Genomic DNA, 23,145 nt, shown 5'->3' with positions numbered 1-23,145 from the left:
GAAGAGGAATAATCAAGAGTACTATACAAGGTTTGCCCCTATTAGTTGTTCCATGGATGCATTGGTCTCAACCATAGACATACTTTAAAATATTCAATCAACCCTTTACTAGTAGAGGGTTGATTACTTTTTAGTGACTTATCCCACTCCGCTACACTATTTTTGGACGTATTTCCCACAGGAGTATAAAATGTATTTGGAAGTACAACCATGTTCAAAAACAATAGTATCAGGCAGATAGCTTTATCGTTAACTATAATCAACACCATAAATTTTCATTGTGATATCCTCAAAATGGATACCCTGCACTACCCCTATAACTGCTAATTTCTCATATAATATCTTTGTTTTTTAATATATTATCATATAAACCGCTGATTATTACATTATTATCTTTGTTTTTAGTTAATTGATCACATAATTTTAATTTCTTCTAAAAACTAAAAACCAATGGGAACTAAAACTAACATTAACAGACGTGATTGGATAAGAAAGAGTGTGCTCACAGCAGGTGGCGCAATGGCTTTGCCATATATAGGATTGGCCGAAACACCTAAGGCTCCATTAACCTTGGACACCGAAGGAAATGCCGTATATAGCCCTTTCTTTAAAGAATACTTGCCAAAACCTGATAATTACCTGCCAGAGTTGGCCGCAAAGTTAAATGCAAATGAAAACCCCTATGGCCCTTCCCCAATGGCTATAGAAGCTTTTAAAAACTCAGTATCTGGAGGAAACAGATATGCCTGGAAGGAGTTATACCAGCTTGTGGACAAAATTGCCGATTTTGAAGAAGTTGAGAGCAAAAATATTATGATGGGACCTGGATCTTCCGATTTATTGGAGAAAACTGCCATGGTTTTATTTTTGAACGGGGGTAACGTGGTTTCGGCCGATCCATCATACATGTCACTAATTCGAGTGGCCGAATCTGTTGGTGCATCATGGAAGCCTGTTCCATTAAAAGATGATTGGTCACATGATCTTAAGGCCATGGAAGAAGCTATAGACGACGAAACCAAATTGGTTTATATATGCAATCCCAACAACCCGACCGGTTCTATGACCGATCATGAAGAGTTGGTGGACTTCTGCTCCCGAGTATCGGAAAAAGTTCCTGTCTTTGTTGATGAAGCCTATCTATGGTTCTTGGAAGATGGGGCTAAAAAAAGTATGGTTTCACTTGTAAACCAAGGAAAAGATGTGATCATTGCCAGAACCTTCTCCAAAATCCACGGGATGGCTGGCCTTCGAGTAGGATACATTGTAGCCCTTGAAGAAACTTTGGGAAGACTACAAAAAATCACCCGAGGTGGCATGGGAATTACATTGCCATCGGTATACGGAGCCATAGCTGCAATGGATGATGCAGACTTTATAAATAAATCCCGTACTCTTAATGCCGAATGCAGGGAATATGTATATACAAGCCTAAAACAATTGGGTATTACCTCCTATGTTCCGTCTTCAACAAGTTTTATAATTTTTCCTATTGAAATGGAAGGTAAAGCATTTTTAGAGCATATGACCGAATTAAGGGTAGGAGTTCGAGCCTTCGAATTTATGAATCAAAACTGGTGCCGAGTAAGCATGGGAACCATGGACGAAATGAAAACCTTTACCGCCGCACTAAATAAAGTATTGGTATAGTGGAGGTTGGAATTCAAAAGACCATTGTATTTCTTTTTTTTATTTTGATAGGAGTTTTACTTAAAGTAAAGTTTAAGTCAAAAGAAGAAATAACTGGAATAAAAAAAGTAATTCTCAACCTTGCTTTGCCCGCAACTATATTTATTGCATTGCTGGGAATCAAGGTGGAATTACATTTATTACTATTGCCCTTGTTGGCTCTTGGGCTTAACCTACTATTGTTTTTTGCAATGCCCCTTGTTTTGCCCCTTATGGGCATTGGCAAAGGAACATCGGAATATCGAACGGCCAAATTATTGATTCCTTCATTGGCTCCCGGATTGTCTTCATTTCCGTTTATTTTGGAGTTTTTAGGTGAAGAATATCTTGCGAAGGCGGCCATGTCCGACCTTGGAAACAAGATTTTTGTGCTTTTCTTTTTGTACTTGGTAGCCATGAACTGGCACTATAATCTTCAATCCAACAAAACGAAAAACGGAGGGACCAAATTAAAACCCTTGATCAAAGCCATGGTTTCCGAACCAGTGAATGTATTTATTGGAGCAGCCTTGGTATTACTGGCATTTGGTCTTAGTATGGATTCGTTGCCCTTCTTTCTTAGCGAGCCACTGGAAAAACTTAGCTTGATCATGACTCCCTTGGTTTTGCTCTTTATTGGACTGGCAGTAAAAATCAAAAGAAAACAGTTTTTTCAAATATTTTCACTTTTGTGTACCCGTGCTGGGTTGATTTTATTGATTTCCTGGGTTTTTGTTATGATATCGGGTATCGAGGCACAAAAAGAAATATTATTGACTATGGCTTTTGGATTAAGCGCTTGTAGCTTTTGGCCCTATGCCCATATTGCAGCAGTTGATAGCATTGAAATGGATGGCGAATTCAAACGAAAAACATTTAACGGTGACTTTGGAGTGGCCATTTTAGCATTGTCTTTCCCATTGTCCACCATATTGATTTTGGCAACCTTGAACAGTGGATCCTTCTTTGTAAATCCATTAAATATTTTCATGATGGCTATTTTACTATTGGCGGTTGGTCTAACATTTCCACTGATTAGTGGTGTAGGCAAAAAAAAGTGGTCAGAACAACAATTAATTGACCATGAGCTGAAATCAGCAGCCACTGAACAAGCTGCTTAAGACTTGCTTCCCCTTCATTAATCACTATTGATATACGAAACGATTGAACAAAAAAGAGTGCCCTTGATACAACGGGCACTCTCTCTAACATGAAAAATATAAAAACTACTAAAAACTAGTCCAAGTGCTTATTGTTAAAACGGTACTTGATTCCGATTGTACCATAAAAACCGTTGTTATAATCAAAATCATAAATCTCATTGCCGTCATAGTCTTCAACCGTCATATTATTATACAGGCTAAATCCTGCATCTATATTAAGACTGAAATTATCTAAGAAATTGAAGCTATAACCCAATCCTGAAACAACGGAGGTTTGCCGTAGGATACCAGTATCGTCAAAATCCGATACCTTAACCTCCATTTCATCATTAAAAGAACCCATAAAACCATCTAACTTGGCAAAAGCACTAAATTGATGGCAAAGCCCTAGATTATAGTTGGCATACATCTCCGGGAAACCGATTTGATACCCGAATTTTTCCGTTAACTGTTTAGAATAAGTCACCCATGGAATTGGAGTGTCAAGTCCGTATTGATGATCATAAATGGCGCCTATTTTCCAAACAGTATTGTTTTCAACATCTGTGTTGCGAAAAATCAAACTCCCATTATAAAACACATCATCACCTCCCATATCATTATCAAAATTTGAAGAAATCTGTCCTTCTCCGGTCAATATAACGCTCCAACTATCTGCAAGTGCATGGGCAAACTTTAAAGAACCGGAAAACATATTAAAATCTTCGATCATCTCTGTTGTAAATGGAACATCGACATCAACATATTCAATATTGGTCGCTTGATAAGCTCCTCCCAAACTAAGGCTATACCTATCCGTTTTAAACAATGGGAAACCTACAACAAATTTGGTTTTATTGATCTTGGCAACATTACTACCAGAAAACAAACCTTGCTCAAATCCTATTTCATCAGAAATTTGTGCCATAGAAAGGCCAGAGCTCAATACGGCCATAATTAATGCTACTTTTTTCATTAGTTTACGTGGTTTTAAAGCACTAAACTAATTCCCCAACTATTGAAAAACCAGCTGGATTTTGACCTTTAACAGAAGATTTAGGGAGGTTATCTACCAACTCGAAAAATCTATCGATGAACAAGTACTAGGTTACAGGTCGAAAAGCATAAAATTCAAATTATATGCCTACCATTTATGATAGGGGCGCTTGCTCAATTGGGAATTGTAGTATTGAATTTGACCCGTTACCTCCTCCCCGAGCCAATCGGGTTTTTCAAAACGTTCGTCTTCGTGGTTCAACTCCACTTCAGCTAAAACAAGACCTTTGTTCTCACCCAAAAATTCATCCACTTCATACATATGTTTACCAAATGGGACTTCAAACCTCACCTTTTCTAAAATACCTGGTTCACAGAGGTCGATAAGGTTGGCGGCTTCGGCAGCACCTATTTCCGTTTCCCATTCAAACCGGGTAGTTCCAGAGTCATTACTGGCACCTTTTACAGTTAAATATCCTTTATCGCCTTTTATTCTAACTCTGACCGTCCTATCTGGATTTGTGTTAAGGAATCCTTGCACAATTCGCGATTGCGAAGTTGCCTGCTGTTTATACGCCTCAGAGTTGACCAAAAACTTTCGCTCTATTTCTAAATGTTCCATCAAACTAAATATACCCTAAATTTGAAAATGGAGTTTGATTTTCCACTAAGAAAAATTATTCATGTGGATATGGATGCCTTTTATGCATCCGTAGAACAGTATGATAATCCCGAACTTAAAGGGAAACCAATCGCTGTAGGTGGAGGGTCCAAACGCGGCGTGGTTTCTGCCGCAAGTTATGAGGCACGGAAGTTTGGGGTACGCAGTGCAATGGCAGGAGCTATTGCGCGCAGAAATTGCCCTGACCTTATTTTTGTTAAACCCCGTTTTGATCGCTACAAGGAAATTTCCATGCAGATTCGGAGCATCTTTTTTGAATATACCGACTTGGTAGAGCCCCTATCCTTGGACGAGGCTTATTTAGATGTTACACAGAACAAAAAAGGAAATCCTTCCGCTACCATGATGGCCAAAGAAATACGGGAGAAAATTTTTGACAAAACAGGGCTGACGGCATCAGCGGGGATATCCATAAACAAGTTTATAGCCAAGGTTGCCAGCGATTACAACAAGCCCAATGGACAAAAAACGGTAAATCCTGAAGAAATAATCGATTTTTTGGAGAACCTTGATATCCGAAAATTTTATGGTGTAGGGAAGGTCACCGCCGAAAAAATGTACCGTTTGGGCATATTTACAGGATTAGATCTAAAGAATAAATCGCTTGAATTTTTAGAAGAGCATTTTGGAAAAAGTGGCCGCTACTATTACAATGTAGTGCGAGGAATTCATTTAAGTCCGGTAAAACCACATCGTATTCCAAAGTCTGTAGGTGCAGAGCGGACTTTTTCTGAAAACTTGAGCAGTGAAATCTTTATGCTTGAAAAATTGGAAAATATTGCCACAGAACTGGAAAGAAGGCTTCAAAAATCCAAAATAGCTGGAAAAACCATCACTTTAAAAATAAAGTACAGTGACTTTACCTTACAGACACGCAGTAAAACCCTCCCCTATTTTATAGCAACCAAAGACTTGATACTGGAGACTGCCAAAGAACTATTGTACCAGTCTTCATTAGAAAATTCTGTTCGGTTATTGGGTATTTCACTTGCCAACCTCAACACGGAAAAGAAAAAAAAGAATGAGGAAAAAGAGTCTGTGCTCGTTCAGCTCAAATTTGAATTTTAAAAAAGTGACTGTCTGAAAAGCTTTTAAGTTACCTGTCGTTCCGAACTAGTTTCGGAGTTTTATCATGTAAATTTATACCCTTCACGAGAACCTGAAACAAGTTCAGTTTGACCCAAAAAACTTTTCAGACAATCTCCTATATTTAATTTTTGATATCAGTTTTAACCGATTCTACCGCTGGTTTCTTAGGATTTCCATCCGCATCTATTTCCACAATGTTGTCAAAACCAAGTTCATCCAGTTTTGTAATGATTTCAGCCCTGTCACCTACCATAAACCAGTTTACCTTTTCTGGTTGAACCACTTGGTTACCTACCTGTTTAATATCATCCACAGAAAGATTTCGGACGTTTTCATCATACTTTTGATAATAATCATCCGGTAGATCGTATCTGATTAAATTTCGGACAGAACTATTTACCGAACTATTGGTTTCCCACTGACCGGGAAGTTTCAATACTTGATTGGTCTTTACTTTTTCGAGTTCTTCACTGGTTGCAGGCCGTGTAGAGGTGAACTCAGATATTTCCTTCCTTATTTCCGTAACAGATTCGGCAGTTTTATCAGTTTGTACAGGTGCATACACGATAAAGGGACGCTCCTCTTTGGAACCTATCACAAATCCCCCTGCTCCATAAGACCAATGTTTGTCCTCTCTCAAATTCATATTGATTCTCGATGTGAAATCACCTCCAAGAATATTCACCATTTGCTCCATGGCTATCTCTGAAACATCACCATATTTTTCGGTCAAGTGTCCGGCAAGAATAACCGATTGCTGGGATTCCGGCCTGTTCATCAAATACAATGTGTTTTTGGTGTTTGTTTTCGGTTCATTGAATACAATGTTGGGCACGTCTCCTTTTTTCCATTTGCCAAGTGTTTTCTCCAGTTTGGATTTTAACTCGTTCATATCTACATCCCCAGTAACAATCAGTGTGGCATTGTTGGGCTTGAACCACGTGTTATAAAAATCTACAACATCTTCCCTTGTCAACTTTGAAACCGTGTCCTCATACCCTGTCCCGGTATATGGAGTGCTGTATGGGTGGTCCTCCCCGTAAAGATATTTGTTCATTACTCTTAGGGCCATGGAGATGGGCTGCGATTTTTCTTGTTTTATATCATTGATCTGCTCATTCTTAAGGCGGTCGAATTCATTTTCTGGAAATACAGGATTGAGCACCACATCCAGAAAGAGGTCCAAACTGGCATCTAAACTCGGTTTTAACGTGCTCATGTACACATTGGATTCATCCTGACTGGAAAAAGTGCTTAATGATGCTCCTAGAAGTTGAAGTTGTTCATTAATCTCCAAAGTATTTTTGTCCTTGGTACCTTCATCCATCAAATTCATAGCTAATTTTGCTGTGCCGGGACTGGACAAATAATCCGTTTTGTAACCTGCATCGGCCACCAAATTAATTATCACCGTAGGTACTCCTTTGCGCTGGGCCAAAACAACATTTAAACCATTGGATAATTGTGTACGCTGTAGTTCTGGAAATTTTGAGCTTTTTTGGGCTGTAAGTTCAGGTAATTTGCTCCTGTCCACAGAAGATTGCACCATGTCATATTCTGGAAATGGTTTGCAGACCAAAACATGTTTTCCTTTGGTAAGCCATTTGGATGCTGTTTTTTTTAAACCCTCGGTAGTTGTCTCTTCTACAAATTTCAATTTTGTTTTGTAATAAGATGCATCACCGTGATAGGTTTGGTTGGAAGCAAGTATATCGGAAACACCTCCAAACCCACCAATACGTTCCAATCCTTTGATGAAATTGGCAAAGTAATCAGCCTTAACCCTTTTTAACTCTTCTTCGGTTGGGCCTTCTTTTATCAATCGGTCAATTTCTTCCCAAAGTTCCTTTTCCAATTTTTCTGCGTCCTCACCTTCTTTTACGTTTATCCATGTGATAAAATTACTCGCAATTTCACTGGATGCCTGGAAAGAAACGACAGAACTTGCCGATTGATCTTGATAGATAAATTTTTGGTATAACCTTGAGTTTTTTCCATTGGTCAATATAGCGGAAATCAAGTCAAAGTGTAGGTCCTCCTTAGATCCAAATGGTGGTGTGTTCCATGCAAAGAGCACTCTGGTCTCCGGTACACGGTCCTCATATTCCTGTCGGGAATCAAAAACTTTATTTGGAATGTTTATCTCTTGGCGTTCCACTGTTGGTCCCGAAGGGATGTCCCCAAAATATTTGATTACTTTTTGATGAACTTCCTCTGCATTAACATCTCCAGCAACTGCAACAACCGCATTGGCAGCGCCATAATAGGATTTGAACCATTCCTGCACATCTTCCAAAGATGCAGCGTTCAAATCTTCCATTTCCCCGATTACGGTCCACGAATAAGGATGCCCTTTAGGATACATTGCCTTGGTCAAATAATCCCATTGCATTCCATAAGGTTGGTTTTCCCCTTGTCTTTTTTCATTTTGAACTACGCCACGTTGCTCATCCAATTTTTCTTGGTCAATAGCCCCGAGTAGATGCCCCATTCGGTCAGATTCTAAAAAAAGTACTTGATCCAATGCGGAGACTGGCACATTTTGAAAATAATTGGTCCGGTCCGTGTTGGTGGTGCCATTAAGGTCCGTTCCGCCAATACTTTCCAATGCTTGGAAATAATCGGTGTTGTAATTCTCACTTCCATTGAACATCAAGTGTTCAAATAAATGGGCGAAACCACTTTTCCCAGGCTTTTCATTTTTGGAACCCACATGGTACCATACATTAACTGCTGCAATGGGCGCTTTATGATCTTCATATACCAAAAGGGTAAGCCCATTTTTAAGGATATATGTTTTGTACTCGATGCCTATGTCTTCAGCTTTGAACTGAAAACCCTGCCCATAGCTCATAGGAGCAAATAGTAGGCCTATAATTAAGGCCAGAAGTAATTTTTTCATTTCTCTTGTTTTTTGTTAATTGATTGATATTATTTGATATACAAGATAGGAATTTGTTTGCAATGGTCACATTATTAATTAGTTGGCTATTTCTAGCTTCCTTTTTAAGGATTTTTTCAAGTTTTAATCAGTATACAATCACAAAATACTGTTAGATAGTTAGCGCGGTTTAATTGCCCGCCCCATAATTTCTTTATTAATTTGCAATAGTGTTCCCTGATAATTTTATTCTTATTTATTTCTTTTTATGCATCGAAACGATTTGCACGAACACATCATAACTTCAGCGGGGAACCTTTTTTATTCCCAAGGGTACAATTCAACAGGTATTAACGAGATTATTTCAACATGTGATATTGCAAAGGCCACACTATACTCTCATTTTAAATCCAAAGAAGACATTTGTATTGCCTATCTAAAGCAAAGACACAAATTCTTTATGGAGAGCCTAAAAGCCTATGTGGGGGAGCGGAATGAAAGTAGGCCCAAACTATTGGCCATTTTTGACTTGCTACGCGACATGTACATGGAAGAGAATTTTCAAGGTTGTTGGAACATAAAAACTCTGGGAGAGCTTTCTCCCCATCAAACTAAAATTCTTGGAGTAATCCAAAAGCAAAAAAAAGAACTATTGCTTTTTCTAGGTGAGGTTGTGGGTAACAATATTTCCAATCTGTCCAAAGCGGAAATAGAAAAAATATCGAGCGGGCTTTATCTTTTGTACGAAAGCGCGGTTACTGAAAGTCATCTGTTCAAAAATGACTGGCCTATTTTTATGGCAAGAAACATAGCACCATCCCTTTTCGTAGACATGGATTTAAAATAAAGGCATAAAAAAAGGTGCGGTCTATTTCCATTCCACACCTTTTTAAATTTATTGATTTAGATAAGCTGTTTAAAAATTACAATTCTCTATTTCAGTTACCCTTAACGTATTCACCATCCCTTTTTCTTTGATTGGCATCGCTGCCAAGCTAACTAGCATGTCTCCAACATTCAAAAATCCTTTTTTACAGGCCATTTGGTTTACATCTTCGATGGTTTGGTCTGTGGACACAAACTTGTCATAGTAAAATGCTTTTACTCCCCATAACAGGTTGAGCTGGGTCAAAATTCTTTTATTGGATGTAAACACGAGAATATGTGCTGCAGGTCTCCAAGCAGAAATTTGAAATGCCGTGTAACCACTATTCGTTAAAGTAGAAATGGCTCTTGCTTCAATTTCGTTGGCCATTAATGCCGCGTGGTAACATACGGATTTTGTAATGTATCTTTTTGTTCTAATATGTGGAGGTGTCTGTGGCACTTGAATCAAGCTAGATCCCTCTACACTTGTAACTATACTGGACATTTTTTCAATAACCTGAACAGGATAGTTCCCTACTGATGTTTCTCCTGATAGCATTACCGCATCAGCACCATCCATAACGGAGTTGGCAACATCGTTTACTTCGGCACGTGTAGGGGTTAGACTGGTGATCATAGTCTCCATCATCTGGGTAGCAATAATCACGGGTATTCTCCCTTTTTTTGCACTGAGCACCAATTTCTTCTGAATTAATGGAACCTCTTGTGCTGGAACTTCCACACCCAAATCTCCACGAGCCACCATAAGACCGTCACATTGGGTGACAATCTTGTCGATATTCTCAACGGCTTCAGGCTTTTCAATTTTCGCTATTATCGGAATTTTATGTTCCGAATGCTTTTTGATCAACTCTTGAAGGTCCACAATATCTTGGCTATGGCGTACAAAAGAAAGGGCCATCCAATCCACATCTTGTCCAATGGCAAAAATGGCATCTTCAATATCTTTTTTTGTGAGTGCCGGCAACGATATAGCTGTATTGGGCAAGTTTACGCCCTTTTTGGACTTTAAGGGGCCTCCTTGTATTACTGTTGCGACCACCTCATCTTTTCCGTTGGTTGATTTTACTTCAAAAATCAATTTGCCGTCATCCAAAAGTACGCGTTCTCCAGGCTTAACATCCTTGGGAAAGTTTTTATAGTTCATATAAACTCTTTCCGCAGTTCCCTCAAAAGGCTCGCCTGTAACAAAAGTAACCTCGTCTCCTGATGAAACTATGGCTTCTCCTCCCATAACCCCAACTCTCAATTTGGGCCCTTGTAAATCGGCTAGTATGGCGACGTTGACTTCCAACTCATCATTAAGTTCCCTTATGATTCTAATACGTTCAGCAACATCTTCATATGCAGCGTGGGAAAAGTTTATTCTAAAAACGTCCACTCCGGCCATTATCATTTCCCTGAGCGTTTCCTTTTTACTGGTAGCCGGCCCCAAGGTTGCTACAATTTTAGTCTTCTTTCTAGTTGGCATTTTTAAAAGATTAAATTTCTTTTTGATTTCATATTGTCTGTTTCCAACGGGTAGGCAGTAATTACGTTGGCTATCTGATTAATGGATTTAATTTTTTCGGTGAACAATGTTTCGTCCACTGCGTCAACTTTCAAAAAATAATCCACTTCTTTTCGTTCTTTCACCAAATGATCGGTTCTTTTGGAAACATTGTTTCCGAACAACCCAACTGAGGGCAACACCTCTTCAACTTCGCATTTATTGGAGATCAATGTCCAATACACATCGTTCATCTCATCGTCCCAATCAAAAACGGAAAAAGCTAAATTTCCTTCAAGATAAAGGTCTTTTTTCATCCGTTTTAAAAATAGCCCACAAGTGGAATTTATGGCATAGGTGATAGCATAATCTTCCAAATCACTGTGTATTGCGATGAGCTTAAAACTATCATCAAATAGGTCTGCCGATATTTTGTGCGTGGTTAACATGCCCATAAAACGAACTGTAAATATAGGTTTAATCCTAATGAATGCCTAGTTTATACAAAACAATACACCTTTAAATAAAGCGAAAACGTTTGAGTTTACAATTATTTAAAACTACTGGTTTTCTATCTTGTTCTGTAATGCGAAATAAGCACGTTTGGATGCTTTTTCTTCGGCTTTTTTCTTTGAGGTGGCTCTAGCTTTTGCCAACATTCTATCCCCAATGGTAAGTTTAACCGCGAAGTGTTTGAGTTCATCGTTTCCTGTGTCCTCGTACACATCGTAATTAAAGGGTTTTTTTTCTTTTTGGCACCATTCTATTACCAAACTTTTATAACTGATCACTTTGCCCTCAAGCTGTTCAATATCCACATAGGGTTCAATAACCCTTTCGTCGATAAATTTTTCGCAATAGTTATAACCCCTGTCCAAATAAATCGCACCTACCAATGCTTCGAACACGTTTCCGTGTATATTTTCACCGAAATGTGATTTTGGAATCCTGCTCTCAACATAGTTTAACAAGCCCAAATCCTTACCTAGTTCGTTAAGGTGTTTTCGGCTCACCACTTTGGAGCGCATCTTGGTCAAATAGCCTTCATCACCCTCTGGAACTTTGTTATACAAATATTTTGAAATGATGGTTCCCAGCATGGAATCCCCTAGAAATTCCAAACGTTCGTAATTGATTGGGGTGCCCTTTTCGTCCTTTTTGTTCATGGATCGGTGCACGAACGCTGTCTTGTAGATTTCAATACTTTTGGGCTTAAAACCAAGTATTTTTTTGATCCCCAAAAAAAAATCCCCATCCGTTTTTGGATGGGAATTGAATATTTTGGAAGTAAATTTCATGTTACAAAACTACCCTATTTTTTTGAATAGTACACAAGCATTGTGTCCTCCAAATCCAAATGTATTGCTCATGGCAACTTTTACCTCTCGTTCTTGTGCCTTGTTCAAGGTCAAGTTTAGCGATGGGTCTATCTGTTCATCCACCACACTATGGTTAATGGTAGGGGGTACCAAACTATGCTCCATAGCTAATATGGATGCAATGGCCTCAATGGCTCCTGCTGCACCCAACAAGTGACCCGTCATTGACTTGGTTGAGTTGATGTTGATATTTTTGGCATGATCACCAAATACTTTGGAAATAGCTTTTAATTCTGCTACATCTCCTAGAGGTGTAGAAGTTCCGTGAGTGTTTATGGCATCCACGTCTTCAGGTTTTAATCCTGCGTTCTCCAAACAGTTTTCCATAACTTTTACCACTCCAATTCCTTCAGGGTGCGGGGCTGTCATATGGTGCGCATCGCTGGATAGGCCTCCACCTAATACTTCTGCATATATCTTTGCTCCTCTGGCTTTGGCGTGCTCATACTCTTCAAGTATAAGTGCTCCTCCACCTTCTCCCAATACAAATCCGTCACGCGTAGCGTCGAATGGTCTGGAAGCTGTTTCTGGGCTTTCATTTCTAGTGGAAAGTGCGTGCATGGCGTTAAATCCGCCCATACCCGCCATAGTTACGGCAGCTTCACTACCTCCGGATACAATAACATCGCAATGTCCCAACCTAATGTAGTTGAGTGCATCGATCATAGCATTGGCCGATGAGGCACATGCGGATACAGTTGTATAATTAGGTCCCATAAATCCATGTTTAATGGAAATATTACCTGGTGCTATATCGGCAATCATTTTTGGAATAAAGAAAGGATTGAATCGGGGAGTACCATCGCCTTCGGCATAGTTGATCACCTCGTTCTGAAAAGTTTCCAATCCGCCTATTCCTGCGCCCCATATAACACCAACCCTAAACTTATCTACAACGTCCAAGTCTATTCCAGAGTCTGCGATAGCTTCGTCCGAGGACACTAAAGCATATTGAGCAAACTTATCGAGTTTTCTGGCTTCCTTCCTATCAAAATAATCAGCAGGATCGTACCCTTTAAGTTCGCAAGCAAACTTTGTTTTAAATTTTTCGGTGTCGAAATACGTAATGGGGGCAGAACCGCTCTTACCGGTTCGTAGTCCTTCCCAATAAGCTTCCAAATTATTACCAATGGGGGTCAACGCTCCCATTCCAGTAATTACAACTCGCTTTAACTGCATTGAACTATTTTTTACCCTTTAGACCTAAATTATAAAAAAATTATCCATGTGATAGCCACCACATGGATAATTTATAATCTTTAGCGATATATCATTGAATTACTTAGCTTCTTCGATGTAGCTAATAGCTTGACCCACAGTGGCAATATTTTCTGCTTGGTCATCTGGTATCTGGATATCAAATTCTTTCTCAAACTCCATGATAAGTTCAACAGTGTCCAAGGAATCCGCTCCTAAGTCGTTGGTAAAGCTAGCTTCTGCAACTACTTCATTTTCATCTACACCTAGTTTATCAACGATGATAGCCTTTACTCTTGATGCAATGTCTGACATAATTATTGTGGTTTTAAAAATTTAAATCGTTGGCAAAAATATAAAACTTTGGATTAAATACACTATTTGTCGATAAAATGTGGATCAAATTAAAGATTATAAAGTGCTGTACATTATTTTAGCCGACGTAATTTAATCCAAAATCATATGAATTCCTAACGAATGAAACGAATTGTAATTTTCGCATCGGGCAGTGGGTCAAATGCAGAAAACATTATTTCCTTTTTTAGTGATAACCCAAAGGTGACGGTAGCTGCGGTGCTCACCAATAAGAAATCTGCAAAAGTCTTAGAGCGTTGCGAACGCCTTGGAGTACCTGCTTTTTACTTTAATAAATCCGCATTTAAAAGCTCCGATACGGTTTTACATTTTTTACAGGGACTTAACACGGATTTAATTGTGCTTGCAGGCTTTCTTTGGAGGATACCTTCCAACCTTATTGATGCTTTTCCCAATAAAATCATCAACATTCATCCTGCACTCTTACCAAAATACGGCGGAAAAGGTATGTACGGAGACAGTGTTCATCAGGCCGTAAAAGAGAATAAAGAGGTCGAAACAGGTATTACCATACATTATGTAAATGAGAATTATGACGAGGGTGCTATTATACTTCAGGCTAAAACAAAGATCGAACCTACAGACGATACTGCTGAAATTGCCCAAAAGGTACATCAATTGGAATATGAACACTTTCCAAAAGTGATTGAAAAACTCTTATCCTAAATGGCCAAGAAAAAGAAGTTTTATGTAGTTTGGAAAGGCAAACATCCCGGTATTTTTGAATCCTGGACAGATTGCAAAGCCCAAATCGATGGGGTCAAAGGAGCCCAATACAAATCCTTCACCACATTTGAAGAAGCTAAAAAGGCCTTTAACAGCAATTATCTGGAATACAAAGGAAAGTCCAAGGGCAAAAAAGAACTTACTCCAGAGGAATTGTTAAAAATTGGTGACCCCAATTATAATTCCATAGCCGTTGATGCAGCCTCGAGCGGTAACCCCGGAAAAATGGAATACCGTGGTGTAGAAACCAAATCCAAACGGGTACTTTTCCACCAAGGCCCCTTTGAACAAGGCACCAGCAACGTAGGGGAGTTTTTGGCCCTGGTTCATGGCCTCGCTTTTTTAAAACAACAAAAAAGTGAACGTATTCTCTATTCCGATTCTAGAATTGCCATTGGTTGGGTACGAAAAAAGAAATGTGGCACCAAACTTAAAAAAACAGCTAAAAACGCTCAGCTTTTTGAATTGATAGCGCGTGCTGAAGAATGGTTGACAAAAAACCGGTTCAATACTCCAATTGTAAAATGGGAAACGAAAGCTTGGGGTGAAATACCTGCCGATTTTGGAAGAAAGTAACCTTATATCCATTCATTTATCCCAATTTTTCATAAATGAAACGCTCTTATTATTGTATGGCATTGCTATATCTTATATTTGCAGCAAAAATTAGGCAATGGGCAAATTACTGATCGTGGGAACTATGGCTTTTGATGCCATTGAAACACCGTTCGGGAAAACAGGAAGAATTTTAGGGGGCGCAGGTACATATATTGGATTGGCAGCCTCACAGTTTAAAATAGATTCCGCAATTGTATCTGTTGTAGGAGATGACTTTCCACAATCCTACATGGACATTTTAAATAATAAAAACATCGATCTTACTGGTGTAGAGGTTGTAAAAGGAGGTAAAACTTTCTTTTGGGAGGGGAAATACCACAACGACCTTAACTCTCGCGATACCTTGGCTACGGAATTGAATACTTTGGCCGATTTTAGCCCTGTGGTATCAAACGATTACACTGACGCAGATATTGTTATGCTCGGCAATCTTCACCCAACCATTCAGTTAAGTGTAATTAATCAGATGGAAAAACGACCAAAACTTATAGTTTTGGATACGATGAACTTTTGGATGGACAATGCTTGGGACGAGTTGATAACCGTAATTTCAAAAATTGATGTTATCACTATAAATGATGAAGAGGCCAGACAATTGACCTCCGAATACTCCCTGGTCAAAGCTGCAGCCAAAATACAGGAAATGGGACCAAAATATGTGGTCATAAAAAAAGGAGAACACGGAGCTCTTTTGTTTCATAAGGACAATATTTTCTTTGCCCCCGCGCTTCCTTTGGAAGAAGTTTTTGACCCCACCGGAGCAGGAGATACTTTTGCAGGCGGTTTTGCAGGATACCTGACCGAAGCAAGAAACATATCTTTTGAAAGTATGAAAAATGCCATAATACATGGTTCTAATTTAGCTTCTTTTTGTGTTGAAAAATTTGGAACCGAAAGGATGGTGAATTTAAAAAAGAGCGAGATAGATACCCGCCTGACACAATTTAAAAAATTGACGCAGTTCAATATTGAATTAACATAAATATTTGCCCTGGAATTTTCAGGGCTTTTTTATTCAGTTTGTTATGAGTGATCCCATTAAGCACGAGTGTGGAATTTCATTGATCCGATTGCTTAAACCCTTGGAGTACTATAAAGAAAAGTACGGCACAGCTTTTTATGGTGTAAACAAAATGTACTTGTTGATGGAAAAACAGCATAACCGCGGACAGGATGGTGCCGGTTTTGCAAGCATTAAACTGGACATGGATCCCGGTGAGCGATATATGAGCCGGGTGCGTTCTGCCCAACAACAGCCTATACAAGATATTTTTGCCCAAATCAACAATCGTATCAATACCGCATTGGCGGAACATCCGGAACATGAAGATGATGTGGATTGGCAAAAAAAGAACATCCCATATATTGGAGAATTGCTTATGGGTCACGTTCGTTATGGGACTTTTGGCAAAAACAGTATTGAGAGCGTTCATCCCTTTTTAAGACAGAACAACTGGATGCATCGTAACCTTATAGTTGCCGGTAACTTTAACATGACCAATGTTGATGAACTTTTTGGCAACTTAATAGAATTGGGTCAGCATCCCAAAGAAAAAGCCGATACAGTTACCGTAATGGAGAAAATCGGTCATTTTTTGGATGATGCCGTAGCCAAGCTCTATAAACAAATAAAAAAAGAAGGATACACCAAAAGAGAAGCCTCACCACTAATTGCGGAACGTTTGAACGTTGCCAAGATATTAAGAAAAGCATCTAAAAACTGGGATGGCGGATATGCTATGAGCGGACTCTTAGGGCACGGTGACGCTTTTGTAATGAGAGATCCCGCTGGAATTAGACCCGCATATTACTACCAAGATGATGAAGTAGTTGTGGTAGCATCTGAACGCCCCGTGATACAGACCGTTTTCAATGTTGATTTTGATGATATAAAGGAATTAGATCCCGGACATGCTATAATCATCAAGAAAAATGGTTCCATGGCACTCAAAGAAATTCTTGAGCCCACCGAACGGAAAGCGTGTTCATTTGAACGCATTTACTTTTCCCGTGGTAGTGACAAGGAAATCTATCAAGAAAGGAAAAAACTTGGAAAACTGGTATTCCCGGAAATATTGAAGTCCATTGAGGACGATTTACAAAATACCGTTTTCTCCTATATTCCAAACACAGCGGAAACTTCGTTTTTTGGAATGGTAAAAGAGGCCCAAAACTACCTCAACAAGAAAAAAGAGGAACAAATTTTAGCCTTGGGACCAAACATGACAGGCGAAGAGCTTCATAAAATATTGAACATTAGGCCACGGATAGAAAAAGTGGCCATTAAAGATGCTAAACTTAGAACCTTTATTACTCAAGATAGCAGTAGGGATGATCTGGTGACCCACGTTTATGATATTTCCTATGGCTCCGTAAAACCTACGGACAACCTAGTGATTATTGACGACAGCATCGTTCGTGGAACCACATTGAAACGAAGCATTCTAAAAATATTGGACAGATTGTCTCCAAAGAAAATAGTAGTGGTATCCTCAGCTCCGCAAATACGATATCCGGATTGCTATGGTATTGATATGGCAAAACTGGAGGATTTTGTAGCTTTTAAAGCTGCAAAGGCATTGCACGAAGATCACGGCACAACACATTTGATCAAAGAGATTTATGAAAAGTGTCTTACCCAAACCGATGCCTCGAATGAAAAAGCGGTAAACTACGTCCAAGAATTTTACGCACCTTTCACAGCAAAACAGATCTCAAAGAAAATTGGAGAGATTTTGAGTCCCGAGGGTATCAACGCTGAAGTTGAGATTATTTACCAAACCATTGAAGGGCTTCATAACGCTTGTCCAAAAAATCTGGGCGACTGGTATTTTACCGGAAATTACCCAACACCCGGTGGAAACAAAGTAGTCAACAAGGCTTTTGTAAACTTTTTTGAAGGCAGAAACGAAAGAGCTTATTAAGGAGAAATCATAAAAAGCATATAAAGTGTGCATTTTATCGATGAAACTAGTAGAACAGCGGGTTTTTATACAATCAGTAACCCGCCATCCTATTTTAGTAACTGCCATAGCATAAGTAGGTTAAGTTCATGGTAAGATTTGGGGCAAAAAAGGTGGAAGTTATTCCACCTTTTTTATTTTCTGTACAACCAAATTATTGCTGTTATTCTCCTGTCAACTATGCCTTTTGCTTTAAAACTATGGAAAAAACCCAGTTTTTTTAAGGTTTTTGTACAATGCAGATTGGGTTAAAGTTGTTAGTTTAGTCCCAACACAAATCCCCATTACTTGTTAAGCGCAGCAAAAATGTATACGAGCATAATGTTCGTATGCCGTATGTTGCGGTGATTTTTTTAAGGTCCCCGCCCAGATTTTATTAATAATTTAAAAGTTGACAAGTAATGAAACAATTGCGAAACCTACTGCCCGCAATGCTATTGGCCCTTTTGGCCTGGAACTGCCAAAAGGAGGAAACCAATTATCCAGAACTGAACCAAGAAACAGAGGACAATGTGCTGTTGAAAGCGTTGACCATTGAACAGCTGCCCGATTTTTCCGGCTCCATAAAACAGCAAAGCTCCAAAATGGGCTGGGCCTCCAAGAACAATGACGAGGACGTGGTGCTGGACGGCAGCCGTGTGCTGGCGGTGACAGACTCCGTGGGCAACACCACCTACTCGCTAAGGATGTACGTGACGGGTACGCCCCACAACGTTTTTTACAACGTGGTGGGCAAGCGTACCCACGAAGGCGTACAGCGGGAGCCCTTTGTGCTCCGCTACGAGGTGGACGAGGACTACTGGCCGGAGTATGTGGCGGGCCCCAGACAGGAAAAGCCCTTTAAAGGGACCATAGGGGTGTACAAATTGGAAGCCTTTGGCCTGCAGCTAGGCCAGAACGGCAAAATGGGCAGCGAACCTGAGCCCTGTTTAACAGTAGACGCCAATGGCGGCAATGGAGACGGAGGCAATGGCGGTGGCGGAAATGCCAACAACAACGAGGAAGGCAACGACAACGGCGGTGGCGGGAACCACGACCCCGGCAGTTATTATGATTATTGGAACATGTATGCGCCGAACAATGGCGGCGGTGCAGGATATGACACTGAGCCCTTTGCGGAAGTGGGCCAGGGCAAGTTCGGCGGTTTTGGGACTGACGGCATATGGAAAAGAGCACTGACGGGTAAGAACGCAGACTGCCCCGAGGAGGATACGCTACTGCCGATTAATGAGGAGGATTTCGAAGAAAAGATTGATGATACTGCTTTAAAGCCATGTCTTAAAACAATTCTCCAAGACCTTAAGACCCTTAACAGAGGAGTTGGCTATGTTCTACAAATGTTTGCGAGCAACACCCCTGGTTTTAACTGGGAGGTAAAGGATGGAAGCCTAGGTGGTGCAACAGGAACCACATCTACTAAATATAACAAACTTACAGGCACAGTAACCACAACCTTTGATTCACAAGCATGGGGAAATGCAACAGACCTATCATGGGCAAGGACTATGATGCATGAATCTATACATTCTTATGTTGTTGCATCATCTTACAACGCTGCTACCATAGCTCAAAAACAAGCTTTGCTAGGACCTGACTGGGCTTCTGCATACTTAAACTATGGACATGAATACATTGCCAACAATTACATTAAACCAATAGCTGATTCTCTACAAGAGTTTGGTAATATAAAAGGTTATCATCATAGTAGACAGTTTTATGAAGATATGGCCTGGGCTGGTCTTCATTCTACTAGTGCCTTTAATGGGCTGCCTGTAGCAACACAAAAAAGAATTAATGATGTAATTTTAATTGAATTAACAAAAAAAGACACAAATGGAAATCCTGAATCCCAAAAAGGAAGTAATGCAGGTTGTTAGATTTATTTTGTTTATAGCAATATTTCCTATTGTTATAAATAGTTGCTTTGCCCAAAACACTCTTTCGGGAAATTTTACTTATAAATCGCCAACAGTGATGGTTAATGATATTGGGGTTGAGTATAGTTTTAATAATGAGGGAACTTTTAATCTAACCAAACTACTTCACTTAGGTTCAAAAGAACTCTCCAAAGGATTATACACCATTAGTAAAGACACCTTAATATTACAATTTGAGCCTTACGAAAAAGTGGATGCCCAACAAAACATAACAATTCTTAGTAAAAACAAATTACAATCTCCTCCGATTTTTGAAAACAGTAATCATTGTTTAATTAAAATCTATGTAAAGAACATAAATGGCACACCCTTAAAAGGTACAAACCTTTTGCTTAAAGATGTTGACAATAAAACATTAATGGCCATTGCATCTGATGAGAGTGGAGAATTTCCCGAACTAAGTTTGCAAAGTTCTATTTTCCATAGATTAATTCTATCAACTATAGAATACAAAGAAATTGAAATCTTTACTGAACCTTTTTTTGGATATAGCTCTACCATTGAAGTGAAATTGAAGTCTACTGATATAATCTATAAAGATATGTCAATTAAAAAGCTTTTTTTGATTCAAAAAAGAACTAATAACCAAATTATACTAATTCAGTTGCCCAAAAAAGAAAAAATAATTTTAACTCGGCAGCCATCAGACTAAACTTTTCTATTTGCATGTGTTTTTTCAATACGAGCAATTAACAGAATTTAAATTATGAAACACATCTATATACTTAATTTATTCTTATTGGCCTTTCAAAGTTTAATGGCACAAAACAATGAGGTCAAAGTCAACACACATAAAGTTATCGATGGCATCATTTTCTATGCAATCAACGATACAGATGTAAGACAGGAAATAGCGTTGACCATATTACCTAAAAACCTATCAGGATATCATAACCCAATAACCAAAATTGGTTGCGGCAAAAGATTCTACAAAAATGATCAAACTTTTTTTCTTGGAAAACAAAAAATGGTCTTACAATACCAATTACACCTATGTTCCAAAACCTACTGAGTTAGAAACTAAGTTGCAAAATCAGAAAACAAGAGTTGTTCAATTTATTCGATACCAAGAATAATCCTATTATATTTTTTTATAAGGAAGGCTGCCCTCGGTCTAAATATGCAAAGGAGATGTTAGACAGAAAGAAAATACCTTATAAATATATAAACACTTCAAATAATAAAGAATACCTGAAAGACATGTTCAAGCTACTGAAATTACAAAGTTCGGGAATGAACAAGGTACTTTACCCATTATTTCTTATCGACGGCAGATTGGATCATGACATCGCAAACCTACGGTTATATATAAAAGATCTAGCCTCAAAACATTGATTTTTAGAAAAAAGTTATTGATTGTAATTGGTCTAGCCATTATTACTATAATTGGGTTGACCATAAACTTTTGTTTCTTAAGAGCTAAGAAAGTATATGTCGAAGCACCTTTGGACTTCCATCCAGTTTCCAGCTTTCCAGTTATATTGAAAAAGACAAAAAATGAGCATGTTAAATTATATCCAGTTTCAAAGCCACACTCTATCTTTCTCAAAACGGAATTAGAGAGCAACATCATTAGCAGGGATTCACTTTTAGAGTTTTTGTATGACGCCCCCCTTTATAAAACGTATTCCGACAATGAATATAAATTTTATCTGATAAAACGAGGAAATGATGGTTATGGTGAAGTTGTTCAGGTAAAGCCAAAATTGACACTCTATGATTAATCTTTTCAATGGCACCCAAAGACCTTTAATTTACTTCCGAATTTGGTGTGTCACCAGAATTTGATTGGGTTTTATATTCAAAGAATAAGGGATATTAAAATCCATACTGCAGGGGTTGGTAAAAAATGCGGAGTCATAGATAATTTAAAATCAAAAAAGGTGGAAGCTATTCCACCTTTTTTATTTTATTCACTTCCACCAATCAGAAAATTTCAACTTAGTTTCTTGACATATATCAATTAATGAATCCCTTTGTACACTTTAACCAATTAAAGGGGGTTTCGTCTAAAAGCTTAGGAACAAAAACAATGCTTGGCTTACATTTGGAGGACCATAGCATAAGTAGGTTAAGTTCATGGTAAGATTTGGGGAAAGAAGCCGGAGCATGCTCCGGCTTCTTTATGTTTGACTACCAAGGTTTTAACAATTTTATCGATGAACTGCACGTTTTATTTTTCTTTAAAAACGTAAAATATTTTTTAAAACCCTTTGTTATTTTACACAATACCAGTATTTTAGTCTCGCCATAGCATAAGTAGGTTAAGTTTATGGTAAGATTTGGGACGAAAAGGGTGAGGTCTTCCTCGCCCTTTTCTATTTTAGAAAAAACAGAAATAAAAAAAGCCGTGCACTTTGTGCACGGCTTTCATATTATAAGTCAACCAGTTATTATTTACTAGCTGCGTAATTCTCAGAAACTTTGTCCCAGTTTATCACATTAAAAAATGCGGATATATAATCTGGACGTTTGTTTTGGTAGTTCAAATAGTAGGCATGTTCCCAAACATCCAACCCTAAAATTGGGTAACCATCACAATCTACGCCGGGCATAATAGGGTTATCTTGGTTAGGAGTGGAACATACTTCCACCTTTCCACCTTTGTGCACGCACAACCAAGCCCAACCTGATCCAAATTGAGTGGCAGCAGCAGCGGAAAATTTATCTTTAAAAGCATCAAATGAACCGAATGCCTCATCAATTGCAGAAGCCAATTCCCCAGATGGGGCTCCCCCACCGTTCGGAGACATTACTTCCCAAAAAAGACTGTGATTAAAAAATCCTCCTCCGTTGTTTCTAACGGCAGCGTTGGTCATATCCAAATTGGATAGAATGTCAACAATTTCTTTTCCATCCAAATCGGTACCTTCGATAGCGGCATTTAATTTGGTAGTGTAGCCATTATGATGCTTAGTATGGTGGATTTCCATGGTCCTAGCATCTATATGTGGTTCCAATGCATCGTATGCATACGGTAATTTCGGTAATTCAAAAGCCATAATATTCTATTTTTTTAGGTTATTACTTTAATTAAGTAAAAATACAAGTTTTAACATTTATATTCCACTAAAAGCATGTTAACATCAGGCAAGGAATCCTTAATTTGCAGGAA

General features: G+C 38.8%; 22 protein-coding genes. 13 read left to right on the top strand and 9 right to left on the bottom strand.

Going from position 1 to position 23,145, the window contains the following annotated elements; all coding sequences use genetic code 11:
• Positions 1 to 450 precede the first annotated feature (450 nt).
• Both MWU56_RS11790 and MWU56_RS11785 read left to right on the top strand, forming a co-directional pair.
• A complete protein-coding gene (locus MWU56_RS11790) occupies positions 451 to 1,650 on the top strand; it encodes a pyridoxal phosphate-dependent aminotransferase (RefSeq protein ID WP_247044691.1) in 1,200 nt (399 codons plus the stop codon).
• Positions 1,650 to 2,789 carry a permease gene (locus tag MWU56_RS11785; protein WP_247044690.1) on the top strand — a complete coding sequence of 380 codons (1,140 nt, stop codon included), beginning with the start codon at positions 1,650 to 1,652 and terminating at the stop codon, positions 2,787 to 2,789. The genes MWU56_RS11790 and MWU56_RS11785 overlap by 1 nt, the downstream gene beginning before the upstream one ends.
• A 115-nt stretch (positions 2,790 to 2,904) precedes the next feature.
• Here MWU56_RS11785 and MWU56_RS11780 read toward each other — a convergent pair whose 3' ends face one another.
• On the bottom strand, positions 2,905 to 3,786 hold the full coding sequence (locus tag MWU56_RS11780) for a DUF6268 family outer membrane beta-barrel protein (RefSeq protein ID WP_247044689.1): 882 nt from the start codon (positions 3,784 to 3,786) through the stop codon (positions 2,905 to 2,907).
• A gap of 168 nt (positions 3,787 to 3,954) precedes the next feature.
• The gene (locus MWU56_RS11775; protein ID WP_247044688.1) at positions 3,955 to 4,428 is read right to left on the bottom strand and encodes a CYTH domain-containing protein; all 474 of its coding nucleotides are present in this window, start codon (positions 4,426 to 4,428) and stop codon (positions 3,955 to 3,957) included.
• 27 nt (positions 4,429 to 4,455) lie between these two features.
• Here MWU56_RS11775 and dinB point away from each other — a divergent pair, with 27 nt between their 5' ends.
• Positions 4,456 to 5,556, top strand: coding sequence for a DNA polymerase IV (dinB, locus tag MWU56_RS11770; RefSeq protein WP_247044687.1), 1,101 nt, complete (start codon positions 4,456 to 4,458; stop codon positions 5,554 to 5,556).
• A gap of 142 nt (positions 5,557 to 5,698) precedes the next feature.
• On the opposite strand, the gene MWU56_RS11765 is transcribed toward dinB, so the two are convergent.
• Positions 5,699 to 8,479: a M16 family metallopeptidase gene (locus MWU56_RS11765; RefSeq protein ID WP_247044686.1), complete on the bottom strand. Its 2,781-nt coding sequence runs from the start codon at positions 8,477 to 8,479 to the stop codon at positions 5,699 to 5,701.
• 247 nt (positions 8,480 to 8,726) lie between these two features.
• Here MWU56_RS11765 and MWU56_RS11760 point away from each other — a divergent pair, with 247 nt between their 5' ends.
• Positions 8,727 to 9,305, top strand: coding sequence for a TetR/AcrR family transcriptional regulator (locus MWU56_RS11760; protein ID WP_247044685.1), 579 nt, complete (start codon positions 8,727 to 8,729; stop codon positions 9,303 to 9,305).
• Positions 9,306 to 9,374: 69 nt separating this feature from the next.
• Here MWU56_RS11760 and pyk read toward each other — a convergent pair whose 3' ends face one another.
• The 5 genes from pyk to MWU56_RS11735 form a co-directional block, all read right to left on the bottom strand.
• The gene (gene pyk / locus MWU56_RS11755) at positions 9,375 to 10,817 is read right to left on the bottom strand and encodes a pyruvate kinase (protein ID WP_247044684.1); all 1,443 of its coding nucleotides are present in this window, start codon (positions 10,815 to 10,817) and stop codon (positions 9,375 to 9,377) included.
• A 2-nt stretch (positions 10,818 to 10,819) separates the two neighbouring features.
• Positions 10,820 to 11,290, bottom strand: a complete 471-nt coding sequence (locus MWU56_RS11750) for an IPExxxVDY family protein (RefSeq protein ID WP_247044683.1) — start codon at positions 11,288 to 11,290, stop codon at positions 10,820 to 10,822.
• A 105-nt stretch (positions 11,291 to 11,395) separates the two neighbouring features.
• Entirely contained in the window at positions 11,396 to 12,133 is a 738-nt protein-coding gene (gene rnc / locus MWU56_RS11745) for a ribonuclease III (RefSeq protein ID WP_247044682.1), read from the bottom strand.
• A 9-nt stretch (positions 12,134 to 12,142) separates the two neighbouring features.
• Positions 12,143 to 13,393 (bottom strand): beta-ketoacyl-ACP synthase II, encoded by a 1,251-nt coding sequence (fabF, locus tag MWU56_RS11740; RefSeq protein ID WP_247044680.1) that lies wholly within the window; start codon positions 13,391 to 13,393, stop codon positions 12,143 to 12,145.
• 99 nt (positions 13,394 to 13,492) lie between these two features.
• Positions 13,493 to 13,726, bottom strand: coding sequence for an acyl carrier protein (locus MWU56_RS11735; RefSeq protein WP_009778413.1), 234 nt, complete (start codon positions 13,724 to 13,726; stop codon positions 13,493 to 13,495).
• Between the two features lie 162 nt (positions 13,727 to 13,888).
• On the opposite strand from MWU56_RS11735, the gene purN reads away from it, so the two are divergent.
• The 9 genes from purN (at position 13,889) to MWU56_RS11695 (ending at position 21,754) form a co-directional block, all read left to right on the top strand.
• On the top strand, positions 13,889 to 14,452 hold the full coding sequence (gene purN / locus MWU56_RS11730) for a phosphoribosylglycinamide formyltransferase (protein ID WP_247044678.1): 564 nt from the start codon (positions 13,889 to 13,891) through the stop codon (positions 14,450 to 14,452).
• Positions 14,453 to 15,088 carry a viroplasmin family protein gene (locus MWU56_RS11725; RefSeq protein ID WP_247044677.1) on the top strand — a complete coding sequence of 212 codons (636 nt, stop codon included), beginning with the start codon at positions 14,453 to 14,455 and terminating at the stop codon, positions 15,086 to 15,088.
• 97 nt (positions 15,089 to 15,185) lie between these two features.
• Entirely contained in the window at positions 15,186 to 16,112 is a 927-nt protein-coding gene (locus MWU56_RS11720) for a PfkB family carbohydrate kinase (RefSeq protein WP_247044675.1), read from the top strand.
• 43 nt (positions 16,113 to 16,155) lie between these two features.
• On the top strand, positions 16,156 to 18,054 hold the full coding sequence (locus tag MWU56_RS11715) for an amidophosphoribosyltransferase (RefSeq protein WP_247044673.1): 1,899 nt from the start codon (positions 16,156 to 16,158) through the stop codon (positions 18,052 to 18,054).
• A 440-nt stretch (positions 18,055 to 18,494) separates the two neighbouring features.
• Positions 18,495 to 19,970 (top strand): hypothetical protein, encoded by a 1,476-nt coding sequence (locus MWU56_RS11710; RefSeq protein ID WP_247044672.1) that lies wholly within the window; start codon positions 18,495 to 18,497, stop codon positions 19,968 to 19,970.
• Positions 19,927 to 20,682, top strand: coding sequence for a hypothetical protein (locus tag MWU56_RS11705; RefSeq protein ID WP_247044671.1), 756 nt, complete (start codon positions 19,927 to 19,929; stop codon positions 20,680 to 20,682). The genes MWU56_RS11710 and MWU56_RS11705 overlap by 44 nt, the downstream gene beginning before the upstream one ends.
• A gap of 54 nt (positions 20,683 to 20,736) precedes the next feature.
• Positions 20,737 to 21,042: a hypothetical protein gene (locus MWU56_RS11700; RefSeq protein WP_247044670.1), complete on the top strand. Its 306-nt coding sequence runs from the start codon at positions 20,737 to 20,739 to the stop codon at positions 21,040 to 21,042.
• Positions 21,043 to 21,077: 35 nt separating this feature from the next.
• The gene (locus MWU56_RS16680) at positions 21,078 to 21,365 is read left to right on the top strand and encodes a glutaredoxin domain-containing protein (protein WP_410548942.1); all 288 of its coding nucleotides are present in this window, start codon (positions 21,078 to 21,080) and stop codon (positions 21,363 to 21,365) included.
• Entirely contained in the window at positions 21,362 to 21,754 is a 393-nt protein-coding gene (locus MWU56_RS11695) for a hypothetical protein (protein ID WP_247044669.1), read from the top strand. Before MWU56_RS16680 ends, MWU56_RS11695 begins: the two co-directional genes overlap by 4 nt.
• A 669-nt stretch (positions 21,755 to 22,423) precedes the next feature.
• Here the strand turns inward: MWU56_RS11695 and MWU56_RS11690 are convergent.
• Positions 22,424 to 23,032, bottom strand: coding sequence for a superoxide dismutase (locus tag MWU56_RS11690; protein ID WP_247044668.1), 609 nt, complete (start codon positions 23,030 to 23,032; stop codon positions 22,424 to 22,426).
• Positions 23,033 to 23,145: the final 113 nt, after the last annotated feature.

Source organism: Allomuricauda sp. F6463D, from assembly GCF_023015965.1.
In the GTDB taxonomy this organism is placed as follows: Bacteria; Bacteroidota; Bacteroidia; order Flavobacteriales; family Flavobacteriaceae; genus Flagellimonas.
The sequence above is the reverse complement of the archived record's forward strand: the minus strand, read 5'-3'. Positions and strand labels throughout refer to the sequence as shown.

What these genes read in the sequence shown, in the direction of transcription:
- MWU56_RS11790 (WP_247044691.1), top strand. Translation starts at nt 451, where the DNA reads ATGGGAACTAAAACTAACATTAACAGACGTGATTGGATAAGAAAGAGT.
- MWU56_RS11780 (WP_247044689.1), bottom strand. Translation starts at nt 3,786, where the DNA reads ATGAAAAAAGTAGCATTAATTATGGCCGTATTGAGCTCTGGCCTTTCT.
- MWU56_RS11775 (WP_247044688.1), bottom strand. Translation starts at nt 4,428, where the DNA reads ATGGAACATTTAGAAATAGAGCGAAAGTTTTTGGTCAACTCTGAGGCG.
- dinB (WP_247044687.1), top strand. Translation starts at nt 4,456, where the DNA reads ATGGAGTTTGATTTTCCACTAAGAAAAATTATTCATGTGGATATGGAT.
- MWU56_RS11765 (WP_247044686.1), bottom strand. Translation starts at nt 8,479, where the DNA reads ATGAAAAAATTACTTCTGGCCTTAATTATAGGCCTACTATTTGCTCCT.
- MWU56_RS11760 (WP_247044685.1), top strand. Translation starts at nt 8,727, where the DNA reads ATGCATCGAAACGATTTGCACGAACACATCATAACTTCAGCGGGGAAC.
- pyk (WP_247044684.1), bottom strand. Translation starts at nt 10,817, where the DNA reads ATGCCAACTAGAAAGAAGACTAAAATTGTAGCAACCTTGGGGCCGGCT.
- MWU56_RS11750 (WP_247044683.1), bottom strand. Translation starts at nt 11,290, where the DNA reads ATGGGCATGTTAACCACGCACAAAATATCGGCAGACCTATTTGATGAT.
- rnc (WP_247044682.1), bottom strand. Translation starts at nt 12,133, where the DNA reads ATGAAATTTACTTCCAAAATATTCAATTCCCATCCAAAAACGGATGGG.
- fabF (WP_247044680.1), bottom strand. Translation starts at nt 13,393, where the DNA reads ATGCAGTTAAAGCGAGTTGTAATTACTGGAATGGGAGCGTTGACCCCC.
- MWU56_RS11735 (WP_009778413.1), bottom strand. Translation starts at nt 13,726, where the DNA reads ATGTCAGACATTGCATCAAGAGTAAAGGCTATCATCGTTGATAAACTA.
- purN (WP_247044678.1), top strand. Translation starts at nt 13,889, where the DNA reads ATGAAACGAATTGTAATTTTCGCATCGGGCAGTGGGTCAAATGCAGAA.
- MWU56_RS11725 (WP_247044677.1), top strand. Translation starts at nt 14,453, where the DNA reads ATGGCCAAGAAAAAGAAGTTTTATGTAGTTTGGAAAGGCAAACATCCC.
- MWU56_RS11720 (WP_247044675.1), top strand. Translation starts at nt 15,186, where the DNA reads ATGGGCAAATTACTGATCGTGGGAACTATGGCTTTTGATGCCATTGAA.
- MWU56_RS11715 (WP_247044673.1), top strand. Translation starts at nt 16,156, where the DNA reads ATGAGTGATCCCATTAAGCACGAGTGTGGAATTTCATTGATCCGATTG.
- MWU56_RS11710 (WP_247044672.1), top strand. Translation starts at nt 18,495, where the DNA reads ATGAAACAATTGCGAAACCTACTGCCCGCAATGCTATTGGCCCTTTTG.
- MWU56_RS11705 (WP_247044671.1), top strand. Translation starts at nt 19,927, where the DNA reads ATGGAAATCCTGAATCCCAAAAAGGAAGTAATGCAGGTTGTTAGATTT.
- MWU56_RS11700 (WP_247044670.1), top strand. Translation starts at nt 20,737, where the DNA reads ATGAAACACATCTATATACTTAATTTATTCTTATTGGCCTTTCAAAGT.
- MWU56_RS11690 (WP_247044668.1), bottom strand. Translation starts at nt 23,032, where the DNA reads ATGGCTTTTGAATTACCGAAATTACCGTATGCATACGATGCATTGGAA.